The following is a 19,240-nucleotide window of genomic DNA, read 5'->3' as shown; positions in this document are numbered from 1 at the left end:
CAAATGCGTAAAAACGCCAATTAACCTCCATCGACTTTATTTTAATTGGGACAAAACCATTCTACCACAATTTTCCCAAAATAGCAAAAATCACCAAGCTTAAAACGGTTCAAAATTCGAGAAATTTTTTATTTTATTTTATTTTTTTCTTGAATTCTTCAACTAACAATACTGGGTTAGGGTCTATTTTCTGAAATAGAGCTAAATAATAAGAAACCCAGTCGCCAAGTAAAATATTTGAAAAAAACTTTTCAAAAAATCCTTTTTCTTTGACGTCTATAAAGAATATGTCGAATTTCTTTTCTTTTAGAATATTCGCCATAACGCTCATTCTTTTCAAAATATTTCTATCCTCATTCTTATCTCGAATTATAATGATTTTAAGAATCTTTTTTGCTTCTTTTAGTTTTGTTTCTCCAATTCCCACCATCTCGTTATGATTTAATTCTGGAAAAAAATTAAAAAATGAGGGAATTTTTGAATTTTCATTAAATTTTATTTTCCAAATTTTAGCAAGGGAGGAAAAACTGCCAGAAGAGTAAATTACAGGAATAGAATTCTTAAGTTTCTTTGCTATTTTTTTTCCACTCTGCTCAATTCTTTCTGGTTTAAGTGATTTTTCCATAGCCAAAAGCTGTCTATCAATGCTTTTTATGGCACCAAAATTTGAAAGTATCTTTGCTAGAGATGCAAATTGGTAACCAAGGGCACACCTTGGCTGAATACCAAAAGGAACTATTGCAAGTGGTATATTATTCCTTTTTGCAAGATTAAGTATTTTACCACCAGATGTAATTACAGCCATTTTTAAATTCCGTTTTCTCGCTTCTCTAAAAGCGGATATTGTCTCTTCTGTATCGCCAGAATAAGAAATACAAATAATTAATGATTCCTTTTTTGCTTCGCTGGGCAAACCATAGTCTCTATGTATAAATATCGGCAATTTCGTGAATCGTAAATTTGCATTCGCTGATTTCAAAACATTCCCTGGTAAAGCCGATCCGCCCATCGCACAAATAATAATATTGCTTATATTTTTTAACTTGCGATTTACAACTGTTTTTTTCACAGCGTCCAGGCCAACTCTAAATTGTTTTGGAAAATCCAAAATAACTCTTCTCATATTGTTGGACTCTGAGTTTTCATTTTTCATAATTTTGTAAAAATTAATGCGTCAACTCCAAATTTAATTTATCAAATTATGCGAAGCTCCATATTTTTAAAATTTATTTATCCAAACTTCTTTTTTGCTAATTTTGCTGCGCCTACTTCTGGTTCTGGAACCATTGTAATTTTAACATTTTTAAATTTTTTTCTCGCCCCCTCAATAACTTCATCAACTAAGAATTTATTATGAAAAACACTCCCAACTATTGCTATATAAAAATTATCTCTGAGTCCAACTCTTTTTGCAACAGCAGAAACTCCAGAAAATATCTCTTCCAGAACAGATTTTAAAATTACCCCTGCCGCCTTATCTTTTTTTTCAATTGCTCCCGCAAGTAAAGGAGCGAGAGACGCAACTTTAGTTTTTTTATTTCCTTTATAGATAAAATTTGTAAGATTTCTAATATTTTTTACCCCGGTTTTTCTTAGAACCATTTCTTCTAAAATGCTTTCCTCTCCTCTTCCGTCAAAAGATTTAACTGCCGCTCTTAAAATCCTTACCCCTATATCAAAAGCACCCGCTTCATCGCTTAGAATATAATCTAACCCGCCAGCAAAAGCTTCTTTTTTGTCTTTTTTGGCGAAAAAATTAGAACCAGTTCCGCAAATTGCAACAACTCCATCTTGAAGACCCACTGAAGGTAAAATAATTTCAATGTCATTTACTACAACAAACGGACAAGGTAGTATTTTTTTACTAATTTTTTTAATTGCTTCTGTGACATTTTTTTTATCCTCTTTACTATCAACGCCAGCTAAACCAAAATAAGCTCCTTTTATGTTTTTTTTAAAAGAGGGTTTTATTTTTTTTAAAAGAGAATTAAGATTATTTAAAAAATTTCTTTTACCTATATTTCTTAAGTTTAGAGATCTGCCTACTGCTTTAAAAATTTTCTTTTCTTCTGCATCAATTAAAACTAAAGTGCTTTTTGTAGCACCACCATCAATTCCCAAAAAAATTTCTTGGTTTTTTACCATTATTCTATTTTGCTATTCTTGAGAGAAATTTTATCTACTTAAAATCTCACTCCAGAAACTTTGATTCTTGGAGCTAAAATTGCTTTTCTCTAATTTTTCAATCCTTTTTTCCAAATTTTCTATTTTCTTTTCCTGCTCTTCATTTTCTAGAATCAGAGCTTTAACTCCTCCAAAGACATAATGCAAATAAATATCGCGAGAATATCCTTCCCCTTTTCTAAAAGTCTTTGGTATTTTTTCTGAAATTAAACCAATTTGGGTTCCATTTTGGTTAATTTGAGTGTCTTTGCCGTATTCTTTGTCTTTCCATTTGTATGAATAAAGATTTGTGTTCTCGAGTGTGTCTAAAATCTTTCGATAGTCATTATTACTAAAGCTAACTATATCTTTTTTGTACTTTTCAGAAGAAAGTGGTTGATTGGAAGCGCTGTAATAGATTGTATTAACATGTAAGGCTGCGGCGTTTCCACCATTTTGATCTCTCACATATAGATTATGTCCTCCACCAACCAGTATTTTAAAATCATACGATGGAGAGTAAAGAAAAGGAATATCTGAACCTTTTCCTATATGAATATTAGCGTTACCTGCACTAGCTACAACATTACCACTTATATTTGCATATCCAGCAGCATCAATCTGATAAAATTTACTTACTCCATTTGGATTAACATAGTAACCACTATTATCCAAATCTGTAAAACTGGGCGCCCTTAACAAAGCTCCAGACCTTATCTCGGCCGGCGAATAAACAGGCTTTGAATTGTATGCTCTTACCCAAGTTGAATCTGTCATATACCAACCACCACCATAGTCTTGAAAATATAGTCCTGTATTCCCTTGGGCCCTAAACCAATTATTAGCATAAATTGTGCTAATCTGCGATCCAGAATTTGGGTTAAGGTAATAGTCTGTATTATTAGCATCATACATGATTGGAGCGTAAAAATTGCTACTAACGTAACTAGTACCAGAAACATGAAGTTTGTATCCTGGACTTGCAGTTCCTACACCAACATTAGCTCCAACACACATTTGTGTATCACAATCCATCTCGTCCCAGCTGTGGCCAGGATTATTTAAAGAATTTTCATCAGCATAGACATATATACCTACTAACAATAAACTGAAAATTAAAATTGTTGATAAAATGAAGTTTCTTTTTTGCATGAGTTTAACTTACGACTTACAACCTACAACTTATAATATTTCTTGTTGTTGGTTGTTGGTTGTTAGTTATTTACGACCTTTATTATAAATCTCTTTTTTCTGCCATAATAAGGCTAAAGACTAATAAAACAATGCCCGCAATTAAAAACACTGCTATGTTTTTTCCTGTTATTTCCGCAGTAAGTAAAATTTTATCTGGCGAGCCATAATATTTAAAGAATGAAAGAAAATAAAAATCTGCTGCCCTCGCACTTATACCATTAAATATATGAAGCATGTAAGAAATCAATAAAAATCCTCCGCACACACCATAAACTTTCCCTTTACTACCCAAAAGAGAAGAAACTGCTGTGGCAAAAGCGAGTAGAAAGAAACTTAATACTGCTCCAACTAAAAACATTACTATAAGACCCTTAACTCGAGGATTCTCGTTTATCCCATGAATACCAAGACCAACGCTTAATAAACTTATAAAAACTATAATTAATAAAATTACATACGAAGCGGTGAACTTACTCAAAACCAACTTCATTCTTCGTAAGGGCAAGGTAAAAGAAAATTCAGAAGTTCCTTTATCTACCTCTCCGGCCACAATTCTAGAGCCTAAAGAAAAAGCTAAGATACCCAAAATTATAATCCACATTAAAGAAAAATATTCGCCAGAAAGAAAACCCTCGATCGTTGTAAAACTATTAACATTAATTCCAAAAGCTTCTATAAATGCTTTTGGGTAGGCCTTAAAAAGTTCCTCAAAATCTATATTTGATTCTTTAAAGCTGGGAAACATTGCTATCATTAAAACTCCATAGATAGCAACAATCATTGAATATGTAATAATACTCCACTTTCTGTCGAGAAAAATCTTTTTAAAAAATGAAAAATTAATTGGCAGTCTAATTTTTTTCATGATTTTGAACGAAGTGAAAAATTAATGCGTCAGCTCCCATAGTATTTCAAAAAAACATCCTCTAAGTCAGGGTAAGAAAAATTAATGTCTTTTATTTTATAATTTGCCAAAATTTTAATTAAGCGCTCTGTAGCTGAACTTTTTGCAAAAAGACGTATATATTCTTTTCTTGCCTCTAAAATTTCAATATCTTTAATGCTTGAAAAATCTTTTTTCTTATAAGGACCAACAAAATAAATTTCGACCTCCTTCCGCCTGTGTCCTCTTATCTCGTCTATTGTCTCGACATCTGCAAGACGACCCTCCCTTATAATACCAACCCTATCACAGACCTTTTCAACTTCCGGAAGATTATGTGAAGAAAAAAATATAGTAGTTCCCTTCTCTTTCAAATCAAACAACAATTTATAAAATTCATTTTGGGTCAAAGGATCAAGGCCTGAAGTTGGCTCGTCTAAAATCAAAAGCTTGGGCTTGTGAAATATCGCAAGTAAAATTCCTATCTTTTGTTTGTTTCCGCTCGAAAGACTCTTGTAGGATTTATTAAGTTCGCATCCCAATCTTTCTGTGGCTTCTTTTTGAAATTTTTCAAAATTATTTCTATAAAAAGAACCGGCGAATTTTAAAAGTTGCTTTCCGGTCATTTCTCCATAAAGATTTAAATCTCCCGACAAATACCCAATTTCTCCTAAGATTTTTATATAGCTTCTCCCAACTTCTTTATCAAATATAAAAGCCTCTCCAGAAGTTGGTTTTATTAAATGCAAAAGAAGCCTTATTGTTGTTGTCTTTCCGGCACCATTTGGACCTAAGAATCCAAAAATTTCTCCTTTCTTAACTTCTAAATTAAGTTCTTCCACTCCTCGAGTTTTTCCGTAATATTTTGTAAGATTTTTTGTTTTTATAATTGCTTGCATTTTTATTATTATCTATGAATAAAAACACCCGTGCCTATTTTAGCAAATCTATAAACCCTTCTTGCGGCCCCAATACCAAGTCTTACACAACCATGGGAAACAGGAATACCAAGGTGCCATGTTCCTTCTCTATATCCTCCTGGCCAGTAAGGAAGTTCGTGGATAAAGAAATCCCCATAAAATCTTAGGGAATATGGCATATAAAGAGAATATTTTCGTGACCAATGATTTATTTCTCTACCTAAAACTCTAAATCTTCCTCTCGGAGTTTCCATTCCGGGCCTGCCGCTTGAAATTAAATAGCGGGCAATTCTCACGCTGCCCCTAAATAAACTTAGGGTCTGGGAAGAAAGATCAATTTCAATGCGTTTTGTACCCCCAGGACCATTTAAATAAATACAATCTTTTATGGGCCCAGAAATATTCCCTGCCCTGTCCTTAAATTTAATATACACACATTTTGTTCCTGCTGTATTCGTCCCTCCGTATCTTTTTGTTAAAAGCCATCGATATCTTCTCTTGTAACGCTTCCATCTTGTCCATCTTTTTGAATTGTTTGAAAAACGCATATATCGCAATCCTGAAATATTGTCTCTAGCCCTAATAGATAAAATCACACGCGCAGATTTTGTAGAGACGGCTCGTCTGTTAATTATGACATTTCCCTTGGGTGAATTTTTATCATGAATTATAGCATCAGGAGTTAAAGCAGAAACATTTTCTGCCCTATCCTTAAATTGAACATAAACTCTCTTTCTGCCTTGTGAAATCACTCCCCCATAACTTACATCATTTAAATCCCATCCATATAAAGTATTATAAACTCTCCATCCAGTCCATTTATTTCTTCCGTTTGAAAAACGCATATAAAGAACTCCCGAAAGATTATCTGTGGCTAAAAGATTTAACAAAACACGAGAAAATCTTGTGTGTCTACTGCCATTTCTTATTTTTATAGTCCCAAGGGGAGAAGTTGTATCATAAATTATATTATCGCTTTGTACTGAGGAAGGATCGCCTATACCGTTTCTAAATTGAACATAGACATTTTTTACGCCTTGACCAGTATCACCTCCATAAAGAATATTCGTTATATCCCAACTATAATTCGTAGCATAGCTTTCCCAATTTGTCCAAGAAGAATTATCGTTTGAGAAACGCATATCAACTGCGTCAAATCCTATTGCTGTAGCATCTATTGTTAAAGTTACAGAGGGTATCTTGGTATATTGTGAAGCATTGTTTATAACTAAAACATCCGCTCCAAATATTTTTGGGCTAATAAAAAACAAAGACGAAAATATTAAAAAAATTAATCCTCCTTTAGTTAGAGATTTTAAATTTTTCATGTTTTTTAATTATATCAGTAAAAAACAAACAAGAAAAGTATCGAAATATTAAATCAACTTTAATTAACCTATGTTTTCTTTTTCTCCGGGTGTCAAAGATACAAGCCATATCAAAAATGGCCTTCTTAATTTCTCTATGGACCATTCATTGTCTTTAAAAAGCATTGGCTTTTCTATCCGAAAACGAGAAAGCAAAGACATTGTAGCCTTCAGTCCCTGAGGAGATAATTTATTATGCTCTAATAAAAATTGTTGCTTTTTACTCATTTCTAAAGTATACCACAAAATCTCCATTTTGGGGAGATTTCGTTGCCTTTTTTGAGATTTTCTAAGATCTTTCTAGTGGACGAAGTTAGAACCTATTTCCAAAAAAAATTAATTACTTAGTTACTTCAAAGCTACTAAATATTTCATTCAGAAGCTCTCTATTTAAGGTATAATCGCAAGTGAAAAAAGAATATATGTTTCTATCAGTTTTAATAAAAATAAGAACAGTCTTTTTACAATTCTTAGTCGTATATTCATCAGCTCCCCTTGTATGAATCATTTGCAATCCAGATTTTCCGTTTATCTTAATAGGTGTAGTTCCTTTAATATTCTCTTCCCAATTTTTTTTATCATATGTCTGCGCCTCTAAAGTAATGGTTTCTTGTTGGCCATAGTCTACTTTCTCCGGGGGAAAAAAATGTGCATATTTTTCAGGATCACCATAAAATCTGAAAATAGGAGCTCCTTCCTCTTTTGATTTTTTATAACTAATATCTTCTGGTATAACTAATGAAAATTCATGCTCTTGGTCTTTGTAAGAAATTTCCTGACCTTTAATTTCTTTTTCGGTCTCATCTGTGGGTGTAGAACTTGCTGTTGGTGTTGGGGTAGGTGTTGTTTCTGCTAGATCTGGCATTTCTTGTTGTGATTGCCAATAATATATACCACCTCCAATGGCAAGGGCTATTATAAAGACTACAATTAAAGCTGGCCAGCTTGTTTTAGCTTCTTGGTCTATGAACATATTATGTTTTGATATTTTTAGTATACGACCTTTTTGAAGTTAAATCATTCTACCATAAAACAAAAACCCAAGGAATTCACTTCGGGTTTTTGTCCAATATATTGAACATTCAAGGTGGACGAGGAGATTCGAACTCCCCCTAAGAACTCCACAGGTTCTTGTGCTAACCACTACACTACGTCCACCGCGTGAAAATTTTGTAAACAAAATTTATTTACGCGATGCCCTCGGGAGGACTCGAACCTCCAATCTTGACCTTAGAAGGGTCCTGCTTTATCCAGTTAAGCCACGAGGGCATTATTATATTTTTACTTTAGCAATAAAAAAAGAATTTTTCAATAAAAATTCTTTTGGAGATAATATTTATTAAAACCTATAACTACTTAACTCTCTCAACTTTTACTCTTGCAGTTCCTGCAGAAAGTGAAGCAATTTTAGAAAAAGCATTTCTTTCAAGATCGATTACTCTTCCGTTAAATGGTCCCCTATCATTAACAACAACAATAACACTTCTGCCGTTTAAAAGGTTAGTTACAAGAAGTTTTGTTCCGCGAGGGAATGTCAAAGAAGCACAATAATTACCCGGAATATAACTATACCATGAAGCAGATCCGGTTTGTGTTTCTCCTGTTTTTTGAATTTTTGGCGCTGCTTTTGGTTTTTGTTTAACTGTATTTAGTTTTACTTCTTTTTTTATTTCTATTTTTGGTTTTTTTTCTGTTATTGGGTTTACTATTTTCTTTTTCCAAATTTTAATTTTCATACCAGGAGAAACTTCTTCTCCTAAGCTGTAATTTATAAATACTCCTTTAGAAACTTTAAAACCCGCCTCTTCTAAAACCTCCTTAACGGTTTTCTTGGAAGTAAATATCTCCTCACTTTTTCCAAATATATTTAAAGACAGTGGCATTGCTCTTAAAATAATAATTTTCTGCCCCTCTTTTGGTTTTGCAGGAAAAACTATATCTTTCTCGCCAACAACAATTCCGCTGTTTCTTAAAATCTCTTCACTGCCATTGCCAATTGCTCTAATTTTAAATTCAAAACCATTATCCACCACTAAAAGTTCTTTTCCATCTAAAAAGGCCGAATCCTTTTCGGCGCTTATATTTTTAAAAACAGGCACTACTATCAAGGTTAATATCATTACTGGAAAAAACAATTTTCGGATAATACCCACAACAACTTTAATAAATGTATCCTCGAATTTTCCAAGAGTTTTTAGAAAGAGATCTCGAACTTACTACTCCCCAACCATTATAATTCATCTCGGAAATTCTAACGCTACCTCCCGAAACACTCTCAACATATGCAACGTGTCCCCACCAACTTTCTCTTGTTACCATAATGGCACCAGGAACTGGCGTGTAGCCGGTAGCATATCCAGCAGCGCTTGCATTTGATAGCCAAGCAGAAGCATTTCCACCCCAAGGAACACCACCTCTTCTCTGCGCAACATACCAAGTACAATAACCATAAGGGAATCCGTGCGACCCGCCACCATAACGAACAGTTGGCGTTGAAAAACTACTTTCCGAACTCAAATAAGAACTGGATGAATAATCGGATTCAGATGAACTAGAATCATCATTAGAAGCAAGACTGGAAGATGGAACTGGTTCTGGCTTTTCTCCGCCTGGTAAAAATAATAGTTGTCCCTCGACAATTACATTTGCATCCAGCTGATTGTATTCTACAATTTCGTTAATATCACAGTCATATCTATTTGCAACAGAAAGCAGAGTATCCCCCACCTCAACCCTATACATTGCGCCATCTTCTGGAGGAATAGCAAGCCTATCGCCTGGTTGTATAACATCAAGCGCGTCTAAATTGTTCGCCCATAGCAAAGTTTGCATTTTTATCCCGAATTTAGAAGCAACAGTAGAGAGGGTATCCCCTTCCTTTACATAATATTCTACACTTTTCTTTCTGCGATTATCGCCTTCTGAAGAACTACTTGCATAATCTTGACCACTAATTGATTGTTCTTTTTCAACTTCACTTACAACCGTATAGTTGTTTACAGCAGCCACCGTACCTTCATCAATATCTTGATTTAAATTATCTTCTGCAAGAGTGGTACAATTTTCTTTTTTGTAATCTTCCTGGGAAAAACTTACATCTGCGGAAAAAAGAGACGTATCATTAACGTTTGCTTTACTCCCAGAAGATATAACGGGATTTTCTACTACCAACAAAGAAACTAAAAAAACCGCCCCTGAAAAAAGCAGTTTCAATATAATTTTCCCTTCTTCTTTTTTTACGAAATATTTAATTTTGGCGATTTTACCAATAGGTAAAAGCCTTTTTACGGGCATTTTTTGGCCTAAATAAAAATGAGGTCAACAACCTCACCTTCAAAGCAGTATACTCATACAAAAAAATTTGTCAAGGGGTAAAGAAGTTTTTGCGGGATTTATTATTTTTCTTTCTCTTTCTCGCCTATAATTAGTCTTGTTTTTACGGCAACGTCAGGGTTTATAGAAATACTTTCAATACCGTTGTCAATCAAAAATTTTGCAAAGTCAGGAAATGTAGAGGGAGCATCTCCGCAAATACCAGAATATTTTCTTCTGTTTTTACATTCTTTTATAGCATTTGCAACCAACTTTTTAACAGCTTCATTTCTCTCATCTGCAAGATTAGCCAAAATAGCACTATCTCTATCTATTCCCAAAGTAAGCTGGGTTAAATCATTTGAACCAATCGAAATTCCGTCAAAAATATCAAGAAAATTTTCTATTAATATTACATTAGAAGGAATTTCACACATTACATAAACTTTAAGACCATCTCTTCCTTTTGTGAGTCCATTTCGTGACATTATTTCAACCACCTTTTCGCCTTCTTCTAGTGTGCGACAAAACGGGACCATAACTGCAATATTCTTTAATCCATAATCTTCCCTTGTTTTTTTAATAGCTTTACACTCTAAAGAAAAAGCTTCTTTAAACTCTTCTGAATAATAACGTGATGCTCCACGCCAACCGATCATTGGATTTGATTCACTGGGTTCAAAAAGTTTTCCACCAACAAGCTGGGCATATTCATTTGATTTAAAATCAGAAAACCTCACAATGACTTCCTTTGGATAAAAAGCAGTTGCAATTCTTCCAACGCCCTGAGCGAGCTTTTCTATAAAAAATTCTTTTTTATCGTCATAACCGGTGGTAATTTTTTCTACTTCTTTTTTTGTTTTCTTATCAAGTTTATTAAAGTTTAATAAAGCAAGTGGATGAACTTTAATTTCTGAAGTAAATATAAACTCCTCCCTGGCAAGACCTACGCCATCAACTGGCAAAAAAGAAGCTGCGAGAGCTGATTCTGGTGAGCCTATATTTAAACAAATTTTTGTTTTTGTCTTTGGCAAGTCCTTAAATTTATGCTCTTTAATTAAAAAAGGAACCTTGCCCTGATAAACAAACCCCCCTTCTCCTCTTGAACCATCTACGGTAATAAATTTCCCTGATTTTATTTTTTTTGTGCCGTCTCTTGTACCCACAACACAGGGTATTCCAAGCTCACGGGAAATTATAGCTGCATGGCAGGTCCTTGAACCTTCATCTGTTACAATGGCTGAGGCCATTTTCATTATCGGCTCCCAGTCAGGATCTGTCATTTCAGTAACTAAAACTTGATCTTTTTTAAACCTGCCGATGCCTTTTATATCACCAATAACATTCGCCCTGCCTTGCCCTATTTTCTGGCCAATTGAAATTCCGCGCGCTAAAACTTTTGGATTTTTCTTCATTTGATATTCCACAAAACTTTTCTTTTCTTCTCCCCTGTGTATTGTCTCGGGCCTTGCTTGCACTATGTATAATTTGCCGCTTTTGCCGTCTTTTGCCCACTCAATATCCATTGGCTGCCAAGTCCCTGCTTTCTTTGAATAATGCTGTTCAATTTTAATTCCCCAGTAAGCAAGCTTTAATACTTCATCGTCCGACAAAACAAAAGTGTCTTGTTCTCTCTCTGAAGTCTTTACTGTCTTTGTTAAATTTCCTCTACTACCCCTTATCATTTTAAGCTTTTTTGTTCCTATTTTTTTCTTAACTATCGCGGGAAATCCCTTAAGGAGCATTCTCTCTGCTACAAAAAATTCATCGGAAGTGATTCTTCCCTTAACTATCATTTCTCCAAGTCCCCATGTTCCGTTTATAACAGAAATGTCGGGAAAACCGCTTTCTGTATCAAGCGTAAACATTATCCCAGCACAAGCAAGGTCAGATCTTATCATTTTCTGAACGCCAACTGAAACTGCAATTTGCATGTGGTCAAATCCTTTCTCTTCCCTATAAGAAATAGCCCTTGCTAAAAAAAGAGAAGCAAAGCATTTTTTAATAGAAGATAATAATTGTTTCCTTCCTCTCACGTTAAGATAAGTTTCATGCATTCCAGCAAAGGAAGCTGTTGGTAAATCTTCTGCTGTGGCGCTTGAACGAATAGCAACATCGGTATTTTTCTCGCCGTATTCTTTGCTAAGTTTTTGGTAAAAATAGATTATTTTTTCCTCAAGATCTTTTTGAATCCTAGAATTTAATATTAGATCTCTTATTTGGTTTGATTTTCTACGAAGGTCTTTTACATCATTGGCATTTATTTTCGAAATTATCCCTTTAATTTTTTCTTTTATTCCTGCCTCTTCTAAAAAACTAAAATAAGCTTCTGACGTTAAAGAAAAACCATCGGGGATAGCTATACCTTCGCTTTTTAACTCTCTTATCATCTCACCCAAAGAAGCATTTTTGCCGCCAACCAGCGACACATCTTCTATCCCCGTATCTTTAAACCAAACTATTTGACGAGCCATAATTTTAAAAAGTTAATTTAAGGCTCACTAATAAATTACTTTTTATTTTCTTTGTCTTCCTTTGCTTTAGGCTTTTCAGGAGAGGGCTCTTCTTTCTTTTGTTCTCCTTTAGTCTTTTGTTCTCCTTTAGTCTTTTGTTCTTTTTCAATTTCATTTTTTGATTCCTTTTTTTCTAATTCTTTTTTCTCTTCCTTGACTTCTTTCCCATTGGTTTCATTCTTTTCTTCTTTTTTTATACCCTCTTTACTTTCTTCGACTTCTTTTTTCTTTTCTTTCTTCTTCTTAATTTTAACAAACCTCTTTTTGCCTTTTAATATATTTTCTTCCAATAAAATATTATAAACAGTATCTGAGGGTTGCGCTCCTCTTCCAATCCAATATTTTATTTTCTCTGCATTTATTTTTTTCTCTTTTTTTATAGTATTTAAAAAACCAAGTTTTTCGATAAACTTTCCTTTTATTGGAGCTGTTTTCTCTGCTAATACTATTCTAAAAAATGGCTGATTCTTTTTACCTACTCTTTGTAATCTTATTACTAACATAATTTTATAAAAATTAATAATTTGTTAAAATTTGTTGCTAATGATTTCCTTAAATGCCTTCCTTGCGGCAGCTTCTTCTGCTTCCTGTTTTGAAGAACCTTCTCCTTCTCCAATTAATTTATTTTTTAAATAAACACCTATTAAAAAATTTTTTTTATGCTCAGGGCCCCACTCTCTTATGACTTTATAAATGGGCGTAATATTAAATTTTTCTTGCGCAAGTTCTTGAAATTTACTTTTTGGGTCTTTTATGTCTTTTTCGCTTAAAATATCGCTCACCCGGGATAAAATCTTATTTTCGATAAAATCTTTTGCTTTTACAGTTCCCTGATCGATAAAAATTGCTCCAATTATCGCTTCAAGCGTATTGGCTAAAATATATTTTCTTGCTTTGCCTTTATCGTTTTTCTCCCCCTTAGAAAGATATAAAAATTCCTCTATTCCAATGTCCTTTGCAATATCAGATAATGTTTCTGTCCTTACAATAGCTGCCCTCATCCCCGTCATCTCGCCCTCTGGTTTTTCAAATTTTTTATAAAGATAATCGCTTACTACAAACTCAAGAACAGCATCTCCCAAAAACTCTAATCTTTCATTATTCTCCCAAGAACATTCTGGGTGTTCATTTAAATATGATCTATGCGTTAAGGAATGATTTAATAATTCCTTATCCTTAAAATGAACGCCGAGAATTTTCTCGAGAGAAGAAATTTTCTTCTCCATAATTATTTTTTATAAAATTTTTTTGAACTACTTTAAACTGCGGAATTCTTTAAGAAATTTTATTATCACTTTTTTTTCAAATAGTCAATTACTTCTTCCATCGTCTTTCTTACTCCTTTATATTGTTTTAAGGAGGGTATCTCTTCTAAAGAAAACCATTTTACATCTTTTATACCAGAACTTTTCTCGCACTCTAACTCTTCCTTCTCATCGGCTTGAATAAGAAAATCAGTAACTTTTCTCGTGCCTTCTTTATATGTTCTCTCTCCTAAATTCTTAATAATTTTTAAATTTTTAAGACCAGTTTCTTCCTTAACTTCTCTTAGGGCTGCTTCTTCTAATTTTTCCCCTTTCTCAATATGCCCCTTTGGAAAAGTCCAGTGATTAAAAACATCTAAAACAAGCGCTATCTGACATTTGTCGTCTTTTTTTCTAAAAACCGCTCCCCCGCCCAATATTTCTTGATTTTTTTCTGTTTGACTCTCAACTTCCTCTACCTCTTTATATATTGTACCAAGCACTCCGTTTACAAACTTACCAGAAGTTTCCCCGCTAAAATTCTTTGCTAACTCAATTGCTTCATTAATAGCTACCTTTGGGGGTACCTCTTCTTTATTACTAAAAAGAAGTTCGTAAATTCCTATGCGCAAAACATTTCTATCAATTATATTAATTTGCGGAAGAGGCCATTGAGGAGCGCATTTTTCAATTATCTTATCAATCTCGCTTAAATGATCAATGACGCCTTTAACAATTTTTTTTGCAAAGTCCACATCGTCCATACCGGGAGCAAATTCTTTAACATTGCGGTCGGTAATTTCTTTGAGGCTATCTGTTTTTAATCTTAAAAAATCCCATTCATATAGAGATTGCATCGCAATTGAACGAGAAAGATGTCGATAGGCCATAAGTTTTTATTTTTTTGAAAGTCCTTCCATCGATAATGGTTTTTTTACTTGTTCTTTATCTGCTTCTTTTAATTCTTTTTCCTTTTGTCTTTTTTCTTTCTTCTCAAGCCTTGCTAAAACATCAATGACTTGATTGTCTTTATAATAACCACAATTCTGACAAACGTTATGTGGTAAAACAGTTTGCTTACACTTTGGGCAAACAGAAAGAGACCGTTCTTTTAATGCAAGATGGGATCTTCTTCTGTTTCTTCTTGATTTTGTGTGACGTTGTTTTGGAACTGCCATAAATCTAAATAAAAAAACGAGCTACTATAAATCTAGGGAATTAATTTATAAATTATGGGAGCTACGCATTAATTTTTCGATCTGCTCAAAATTATGGGAGCTACGCATTTCGGCCAAAGGCCGATCAGCCTCGGGCTGAAATTTTTACTTCGTTCAAAATTATAGCAGAAAAATTTAATCTTACAAGTTTTAAATTATCTTTCATCTCTAATTGGCCTGAAGGTTTTTCTATGGATCTTGCAAAAACCATATTTTTTTATTCTTTTTTTATGAAATTTTGTTCCATAACCCTTGTGCCTACAAAAACCATACTCGGGATATCTCTTGTCTATTTTTTTTAAAAACCTATCCCTTTTAACCTTGGCAATAATAGAAGCAGCAGCACAAGAAAAAACTTTCTCATCGGCCTTAACAATAAGCTTATGTTCTATCTTTTTTAATTTTTTTGAACTAATGTGTTTACCGTCTATTATTAAAAAATCAGGTCTTCTTTTAAATTTAGCAACACATCTTTCCATTGCAAGTTCTGTTGCATTTTTAATGTTCGCTTTATCAATAATCCCTTCTGAAACCATACTTACAGTATATTCAAGGAACGAACAACTTATTAAAATTTTAAAAATATTTTCTCTTTTTTGTGGTGATAATTTTTTTGAATCTTTTACAATCTTTAACAAGCTTTTAAATTTAAATCTTTCGTTTTTATTTTTTATATTTTTATTTAAGATTATTGCTCCCACAAAAACAGGACCCGCCAAAGCACCCCTACCTGCTTCATCAAGAGAGACTATTCTTTTATATCCTTTCTTCCAAAGTTTTTTTTCCTCACTTAAGTTTGGGTATTTCATTTTTAAATTATAACAATAATGGGGCGGAAACAAGATCCGCCCCAAGCCAGTACCACCTATAAGTCCTCAAAAACGCAACGGATGAAGGTTTACTGTCACTTTCTTGTGACAATTAAACCCCCTGCACTCATATTGAAAGATGCTGCGTTCTCTGTCCAGCACAAGTAAAATCCATTCGGATCCACACGGACAGATAATTTTCAATTTTTTTCTTAACACCTCCTCTATGAGCATTGAGTTCCGATTGGTGTTTTGAAGAATCTCTCCGAAGACCGGAAAGACTTTTTTGTCAAGAGCATTCCTGCTAATCCTCCAACCCTCAAAAAAAACGAGATCGTCTCTTCCAAGGATTATTTTCCTTGGCCTGTTATAAGCAAACATTAAAACCTCCTTAACTTAAATCTTAACCTCCACACCAATTATTATCACAATCTCAAAGAGAGTCAACAGCAAAATTTGTTAATTTGAAAACCCACCTTAAATAAAGTATATTAATATAAAAATCAAAGAAACAACCGGTAACTAGCAACTGGTAATTTTTATTTTTGTATTTTAAATTACTAATTATTATTTACTCTATTATGTCAGATTTCACCCATCTTCACGTCCACACTCATTATTCTCTCCTCGATGGACTGCCAAAAATCGATGAACTTTTAAATTATACAAAAGAACTAGGCATGGATTCTGTTGCAATTACGGATCATGGCACAATGTATGGTGCGATTGAGTTTTATCAGAAAGCGAAAGAGGTTGGTATAAAGCCAATTATTGGGCAAGAATTTTACTTTGCAAAAGAAAAAATGACTCAACGTCGACCAAATATTGATGATGCAAGATATCATTTAATTTTGCTTGCAAAAAATTTTAAGGGTTATCAAAACCTAGTTGAGTTAACCTCTAAGGCCTGGCTTGATGGCTTTTATTACAAACCAAGAATTGACGAGGAGTTGCTTGAAAAATATACGGATAATTTGATTTGTATGACTGCTTGCATTCAGGGAAAAATACCAAGGTTGATTCTTTCCGGAAAAATTGATGGGGCGGAAAAATTAGCAAAAAAATATAAAGAAATGTTTGAAAAGGATAGTTTTTATCTTGAAATACAAAGTCATCCAAGTATTCCGGAACAAGAAAAAGCAAATAAAGCCATGATAGAAATGTCCAAAAAATTTGATATTCCACTTGTTGCAACGAACGATGTTCATTATTTAAAAAAAGAAGACTCCGAAGCTCAAGATATTTTAATGTTAATAAACACAAACGCAAAACCAGATGATCCAGAAAGGTTAACGATGAAAAACGAAAATTTATCTTTTAAAAAAGAAGAGGAATTTAAAAAAGCTTTTAAAAATGTTCCTGAGGCAATTAAAAATACTAAAAAGATAGCAGAAATGTGCAGTGTAGATGTTGAACTTAATGACACAAAACTTCCTCATTTTAAAGTACCAAATGGGGAAAAACCCGATAAATATTTAGAAGAGTTATGCCAGAAAGGGATAAAAGAACGCTTTAAAAAAGAAACTCCTGAGGTTAAAGAAAGGCTTAAATACGAACTTTCTGTTATTGAAAAGATGAATTTTTCTTCTTATTTCTTAATCGTTTGGGATTTTGTAAATTGGGCAAAAGAAAATGGAATTGTTGTAGGACCAGGCAGAGGATCGGCGTCCGGTTCTTTAGTCTCCTATCTTTTGGATATAACAGAAGTAGATCCTTTAAAATATGATTTGCTTTTTGAAAGATTTCTTAATCCTGATAGGGCCGCCGGACTTCCTGATATTGACCTCGACTTTGCAGATACAAGAAGGGATGAGGTGATAGAATATGTAGCAAAAAAATACGGCCAAGATAAAGTGGCAAGAATTATAACTTTTGGAACAATGGCAGCAAAACAAGTAATAAGAGATGTGGGAAGGTCTCTTGGTTATAATTACACTTATTGTGACAGAATCGCAAAAATGATTCCTCTCTTTGCGACGCTCAATGAATCTATAGGAAGAGTGGCAGAGTTTAGACAAATATATAAAACAGATCCAAAGGCAAAAAAAATGATTGACATAGGAAAAAAACTTGAAGGCGTCGCAAGGCACGCCTCAACTCATGCTTGTGGTGTTGTAATCGCAGATAATCCTCTAACCGAGCTTATCCCCCTGCAACGCGCATCTCAAAATGGTGATGAAACTATTATCACCCAATATGAAATGCATACAATAGAAAAACTGGGGCTTTTAAAAATGGATCTTCTAGGTCTTAAAAACCTTACGATTATTGAAGAAACTTTAAAATTGGTTAAAAAACTTCACAAAATCAACATCGACATTTCAAAACTTCCGCTTGATGATAAAGAGTCTTATAAGCTTCTGCGCGACGCAAACACAACAGGAGTCTTCCAGTTGGAGTCTGATGGAATGAAAAGATATCTAAAGGAATTAAAACCAACTATTTTTGAAGATATCATCGCAATGGTTGCACTTTATAGGCCCGGTCCAATGGAGTTTATTCCAGAATATATCGCAAGAAAACACGGCACAAAACAAGTTGAATATCTCGATGTAAAATTAAAACCAATTTTAGAAAGCACTTTCGGTATATGTATATTCCAAGAACAACTTATGAGAATAGCAAGGGAACTGGCAGAATTTACAATGGCAGAGGCTGATTTTTTAAGAAAAGCTGTTGGAAAAAAAATTAGAAGCTTGCTTTTGGAACAAAAAGAAAAGTTTGTCGGTGGAATGATAAAAAATGGCTTTAACAAATCACTTGCTCAAAAAATTTGGAATTGGGTAATACCGTTTGCAAGATATGGCTTTAATAAAGCTCACGCGACAGCTTATGCAATGATAGCATACCAAACTGCATATCTTAAAGCCCACTACCCTATCGAGTTTATGACCATCTTAATGAATACTGAACAAAAAAACTTAGATAGACTTAGAATTTTACTTGAAGAAACAAAAAAAATGAAAATAGAAGTCCTGCCTCCAGATATTAATGAAAGTCTTTCGAAATTTACTATTGTCGATAACGACAACATTCGTTTTGGTCTAACCGCTATTAAAAACGTTGGCCAGAATGTTGTTGAAAAAATTGTTGAAGAAAGAAAAAAAGATGGGCAATTTAATTCAATTGAAAACTTTGTTGAAAGAATGCCCAAAGAAGTTTTAAATAAAAAATCAATAGAAAGCCTAATTAAGTCAGGTACCTTTGATAATTTAGAAGAACGGGGTAAACTTCTTTACAATCTTGAAAAAATTCTTGAATACGCAAGAAGTTCCCAAAAAACAAAAGAAAATGGTGATATGTCTCTTTTTGGAGGAGGCTCTTCCGCTGTAAAAATAAAATTAGAAGAAAATAAAGAAAAAATAACAGAAGATGATAAAATAACTTGGGAAAAAGAACTTCTTGGAGTATTTGTTTCTTCTCACCCCATGGATAATTTCAAAGAAAAAGTAAAAAATCATCTATCAATTAATGACCTTAACCACTCTTTCGCTAACCAAAGAGTAAAAGTTGCTGGCGTTATTTCAAAAATCCAAAAAATTATAACAAAACAGGGGGAACCAATGCTTTTTTTAGAAATTGAAGATCTCACTGGAAAAATTGAAATTCTTGTTTTTC

Annotated in this window: 16 protein-coding genes, 2 tRNA genes and 1 pseudogene; 1 reads left to right on the top strand and 18 read right to left on the bottom strand. The window is 33.5% G+C overall.

The genetic code is table 11. The features are described from left to right. Positions 1–133: 133 nt before the first annotated feature. The 18 genes and pseudogenes from PHI88_02025 to PHI88_01940 all read right to left on the bottom strand — a co-directional run bounded on the left by PHI88_02025 (position 134) and on the right by PHI88_01940 (position 15,622). On the bottom strand, positions 134–1,153 hold the full coding sequence (locus PHI88_02025; protein MDD5551912.1) for a bifunctional phosphoglucose/phosphomannose isomerase: 1,020 nt from the start codon (positions 1,151–1,153) through the stop codon (positions 134–136). Between the two features lie 77 nt (positions 1,154–1,230). Next, positions 1,231–2,145, bottom strand: a complete 915-nt coding sequence (locus tag PHI88_02020; GenBank protein ID MDD5551911.1) for a BadF/BadG/BcrA/BcrD ATPase family protein — start codon at positions 2,143–2,145, stop codon at positions 1,231–1,233. 30 nt (positions 2,146–2,175) lie between these two features. Next, the gene (pilV, locus tag PHI88_02015) at positions 2,176–3,315 is read right to left on the bottom strand and encodes a shufflon system plasmid conjugative transfer pilus tip adhesin PilV (GenBank protein MDD5551910.1); all 1,140 of its coding nucleotides are present in this window, start codon (positions 3,313–3,315) and stop codon (positions 2,176–2,178) included. Between the two features lie 82 nt (positions 3,316–3,397). Further along, positions 3,398–4,222 (bottom strand): ABC transporter permease subunit, encoded by an 825-nt coding sequence (locus PHI88_02010; protein MDD5551909.1) that lies wholly within the window; start codon positions 4,220–4,222, stop codon positions 3,398–3,400. A gap of 29 nt (positions 4,223–4,251) precedes the next feature. Further along, positions 4,252–5,139, bottom strand: coding sequence for an ABC transporter ATP-binding protein (locus PHI88_02005; GenBank protein MDD5551908.1), 888 nt, complete (start codon positions 5,137–5,139; stop codon positions 4,252–4,254). An 8-nt stretch (positions 5,140–5,147) separates the two neighbouring features. Then, positions 5,148–6,488, bottom strand: coding sequence for a L,D-transpeptidase (locus PHI88_02000; protein ID MDD5551907.1), 1,341 nt, complete (start codon positions 6,486–6,488; stop codon positions 5,148–5,150). Positions 6,489–6,551: 63 nt separating this feature from the next. Then, on the bottom strand, positions 6,552–6,782 hold the full coding sequence (locus tag PHI88_01995; GenBank protein MDD5551906.1) for a hypothetical protein: 231 nt from the start codon (positions 6,780–6,782) through the stop codon (positions 6,552–6,554). Between the two features lie 85 nt (positions 6,783–6,867). Continuing rightward, positions 6,868–7,500, bottom strand: a complete 633-nt coding sequence (locus PHI88_01990; GenBank protein ID MDD5551905.1) for a hypothetical protein — start codon at positions 7,498–7,500, stop codon at positions 6,868–6,870. A gap of 113 nt (positions 7,501–7,613) precedes the next feature. Continuing rightward, positions 7,614–7,685, bottom strand: a tRNA-His gene (locus PHI88_01985). Between the two features lie 37 nt (positions 7,686–7,722). Further along, a tRNA-Arg gene (locus PHI88_01980) sits at positions 7,723–7,796 on the bottom strand. Positions 7,797–7,879: 83 nt separating this feature from the next. After that, complete coding sequence (locus PHI88_01975; protein ID MDD5551904.1) at positions 7,880–8,647, bottom strand: RlpA-like double-psi beta-barrel domain-containing protein; 768 nt, start codon at positions 8,645–8,647, stop codon at positions 7,880–7,882. Between the two features lie 40 nt (positions 8,648–8,687). Continuing rightward, positions 8,688–9,821: a LysM peptidoglycan-binding domain-containing protein gene (locus PHI88_01970; protein MDD5551903.1), complete on the bottom strand. Its 1,134-nt coding sequence runs from the start codon at positions 9,819–9,821 to the stop codon at positions 8,688–8,690. 101 nt (positions 9,822–9,922) lie between these two features. Beyond that, positions 9,923–12,313: a phosphoenolpyruvate synthase gene (gene ppsA / locus PHI88_01965; GenBank protein ID MDD5551902.1), complete on the bottom strand. Its 2,391-nt coding sequence runs from the start codon at positions 12,311–12,313 to the stop codon at positions 9,923–9,925. Positions 12,314–12,348: 35 nt separating this feature from the next. Beyond that, positions 12,349–12,855, bottom strand: a complete 507-nt coding sequence (gene rpsP / locus PHI88_01960) for a 30S ribosomal protein S16 (protein MDD5551901.1) — start codon at positions 12,853–12,855, stop codon at positions 12,349–12,351. 24 nt (positions 12,856–12,879) lie between these two features. Continuing rightward, positions 12,880–13,578 carry a ribonuclease III gene (rnc, locus tag PHI88_01955; GenBank protein MDD5551900.1) on the bottom strand — a complete coding sequence of 233 codons (699 nt, stop codon included), beginning with the start codon at positions 13,576–13,578 and terminating at the stop codon, positions 12,880–12,882. Between the two features lie 65 nt (positions 13,579–13,643). Continuing rightward, positions 13,644–14,486, bottom strand: coding sequence for a transcription antitermination factor NusB (gene nusB, locus PHI88_01950; GenBank protein ID MDD5551899.1), 843 nt, complete (start codon positions 14,484–14,486; stop codon positions 13,644–13,646). A 120-nt stretch (positions 14,487–14,606) separates the two neighbouring features. Beyond that, positions 14,607–14,774, bottom strand: a pseudogene (gene rpmF, locus PHI88_01945) (50S ribosomal protein L32). Between the two features lie 194 nt (positions 14,775–14,968). Further along, positions 14,969–15,622 carry a ribonuclease HII gene (locus PHI88_01940; GenBank protein MDD5551898.1) on the bottom strand — a complete coding sequence of 218 codons (654 nt, stop codon included), beginning with the start codon at positions 15,620–15,622 and terminating at the stop codon, positions 14,969–14,971. A gap of 581 nt (positions 15,623–16,203) precedes the next feature. On the opposite strand from PHI88_01940, the gene PHI88_01935 reads away from it, so the two are divergent. Continuing rightward, the coding region (locus PHI88_01935) for a DNA polymerase III subunit alpha (GenBank protein MDD5551897.1) at positions 16,204–19,240 on the top strand (3,037 nt) is incomplete at its 3' end.

The organism is Candidatus Paceibacterota bacterium (assembly GCA_028716825.1).
Lineage (GTDB): Bacteria > Patescibacteriota > Minisyncoccia > Minisyncoccales.
The sequence above is the reverse complement of the archived record's forward strand: the minus strand, read 5'-3'. Positions and strand labels throughout refer to the sequence as shown.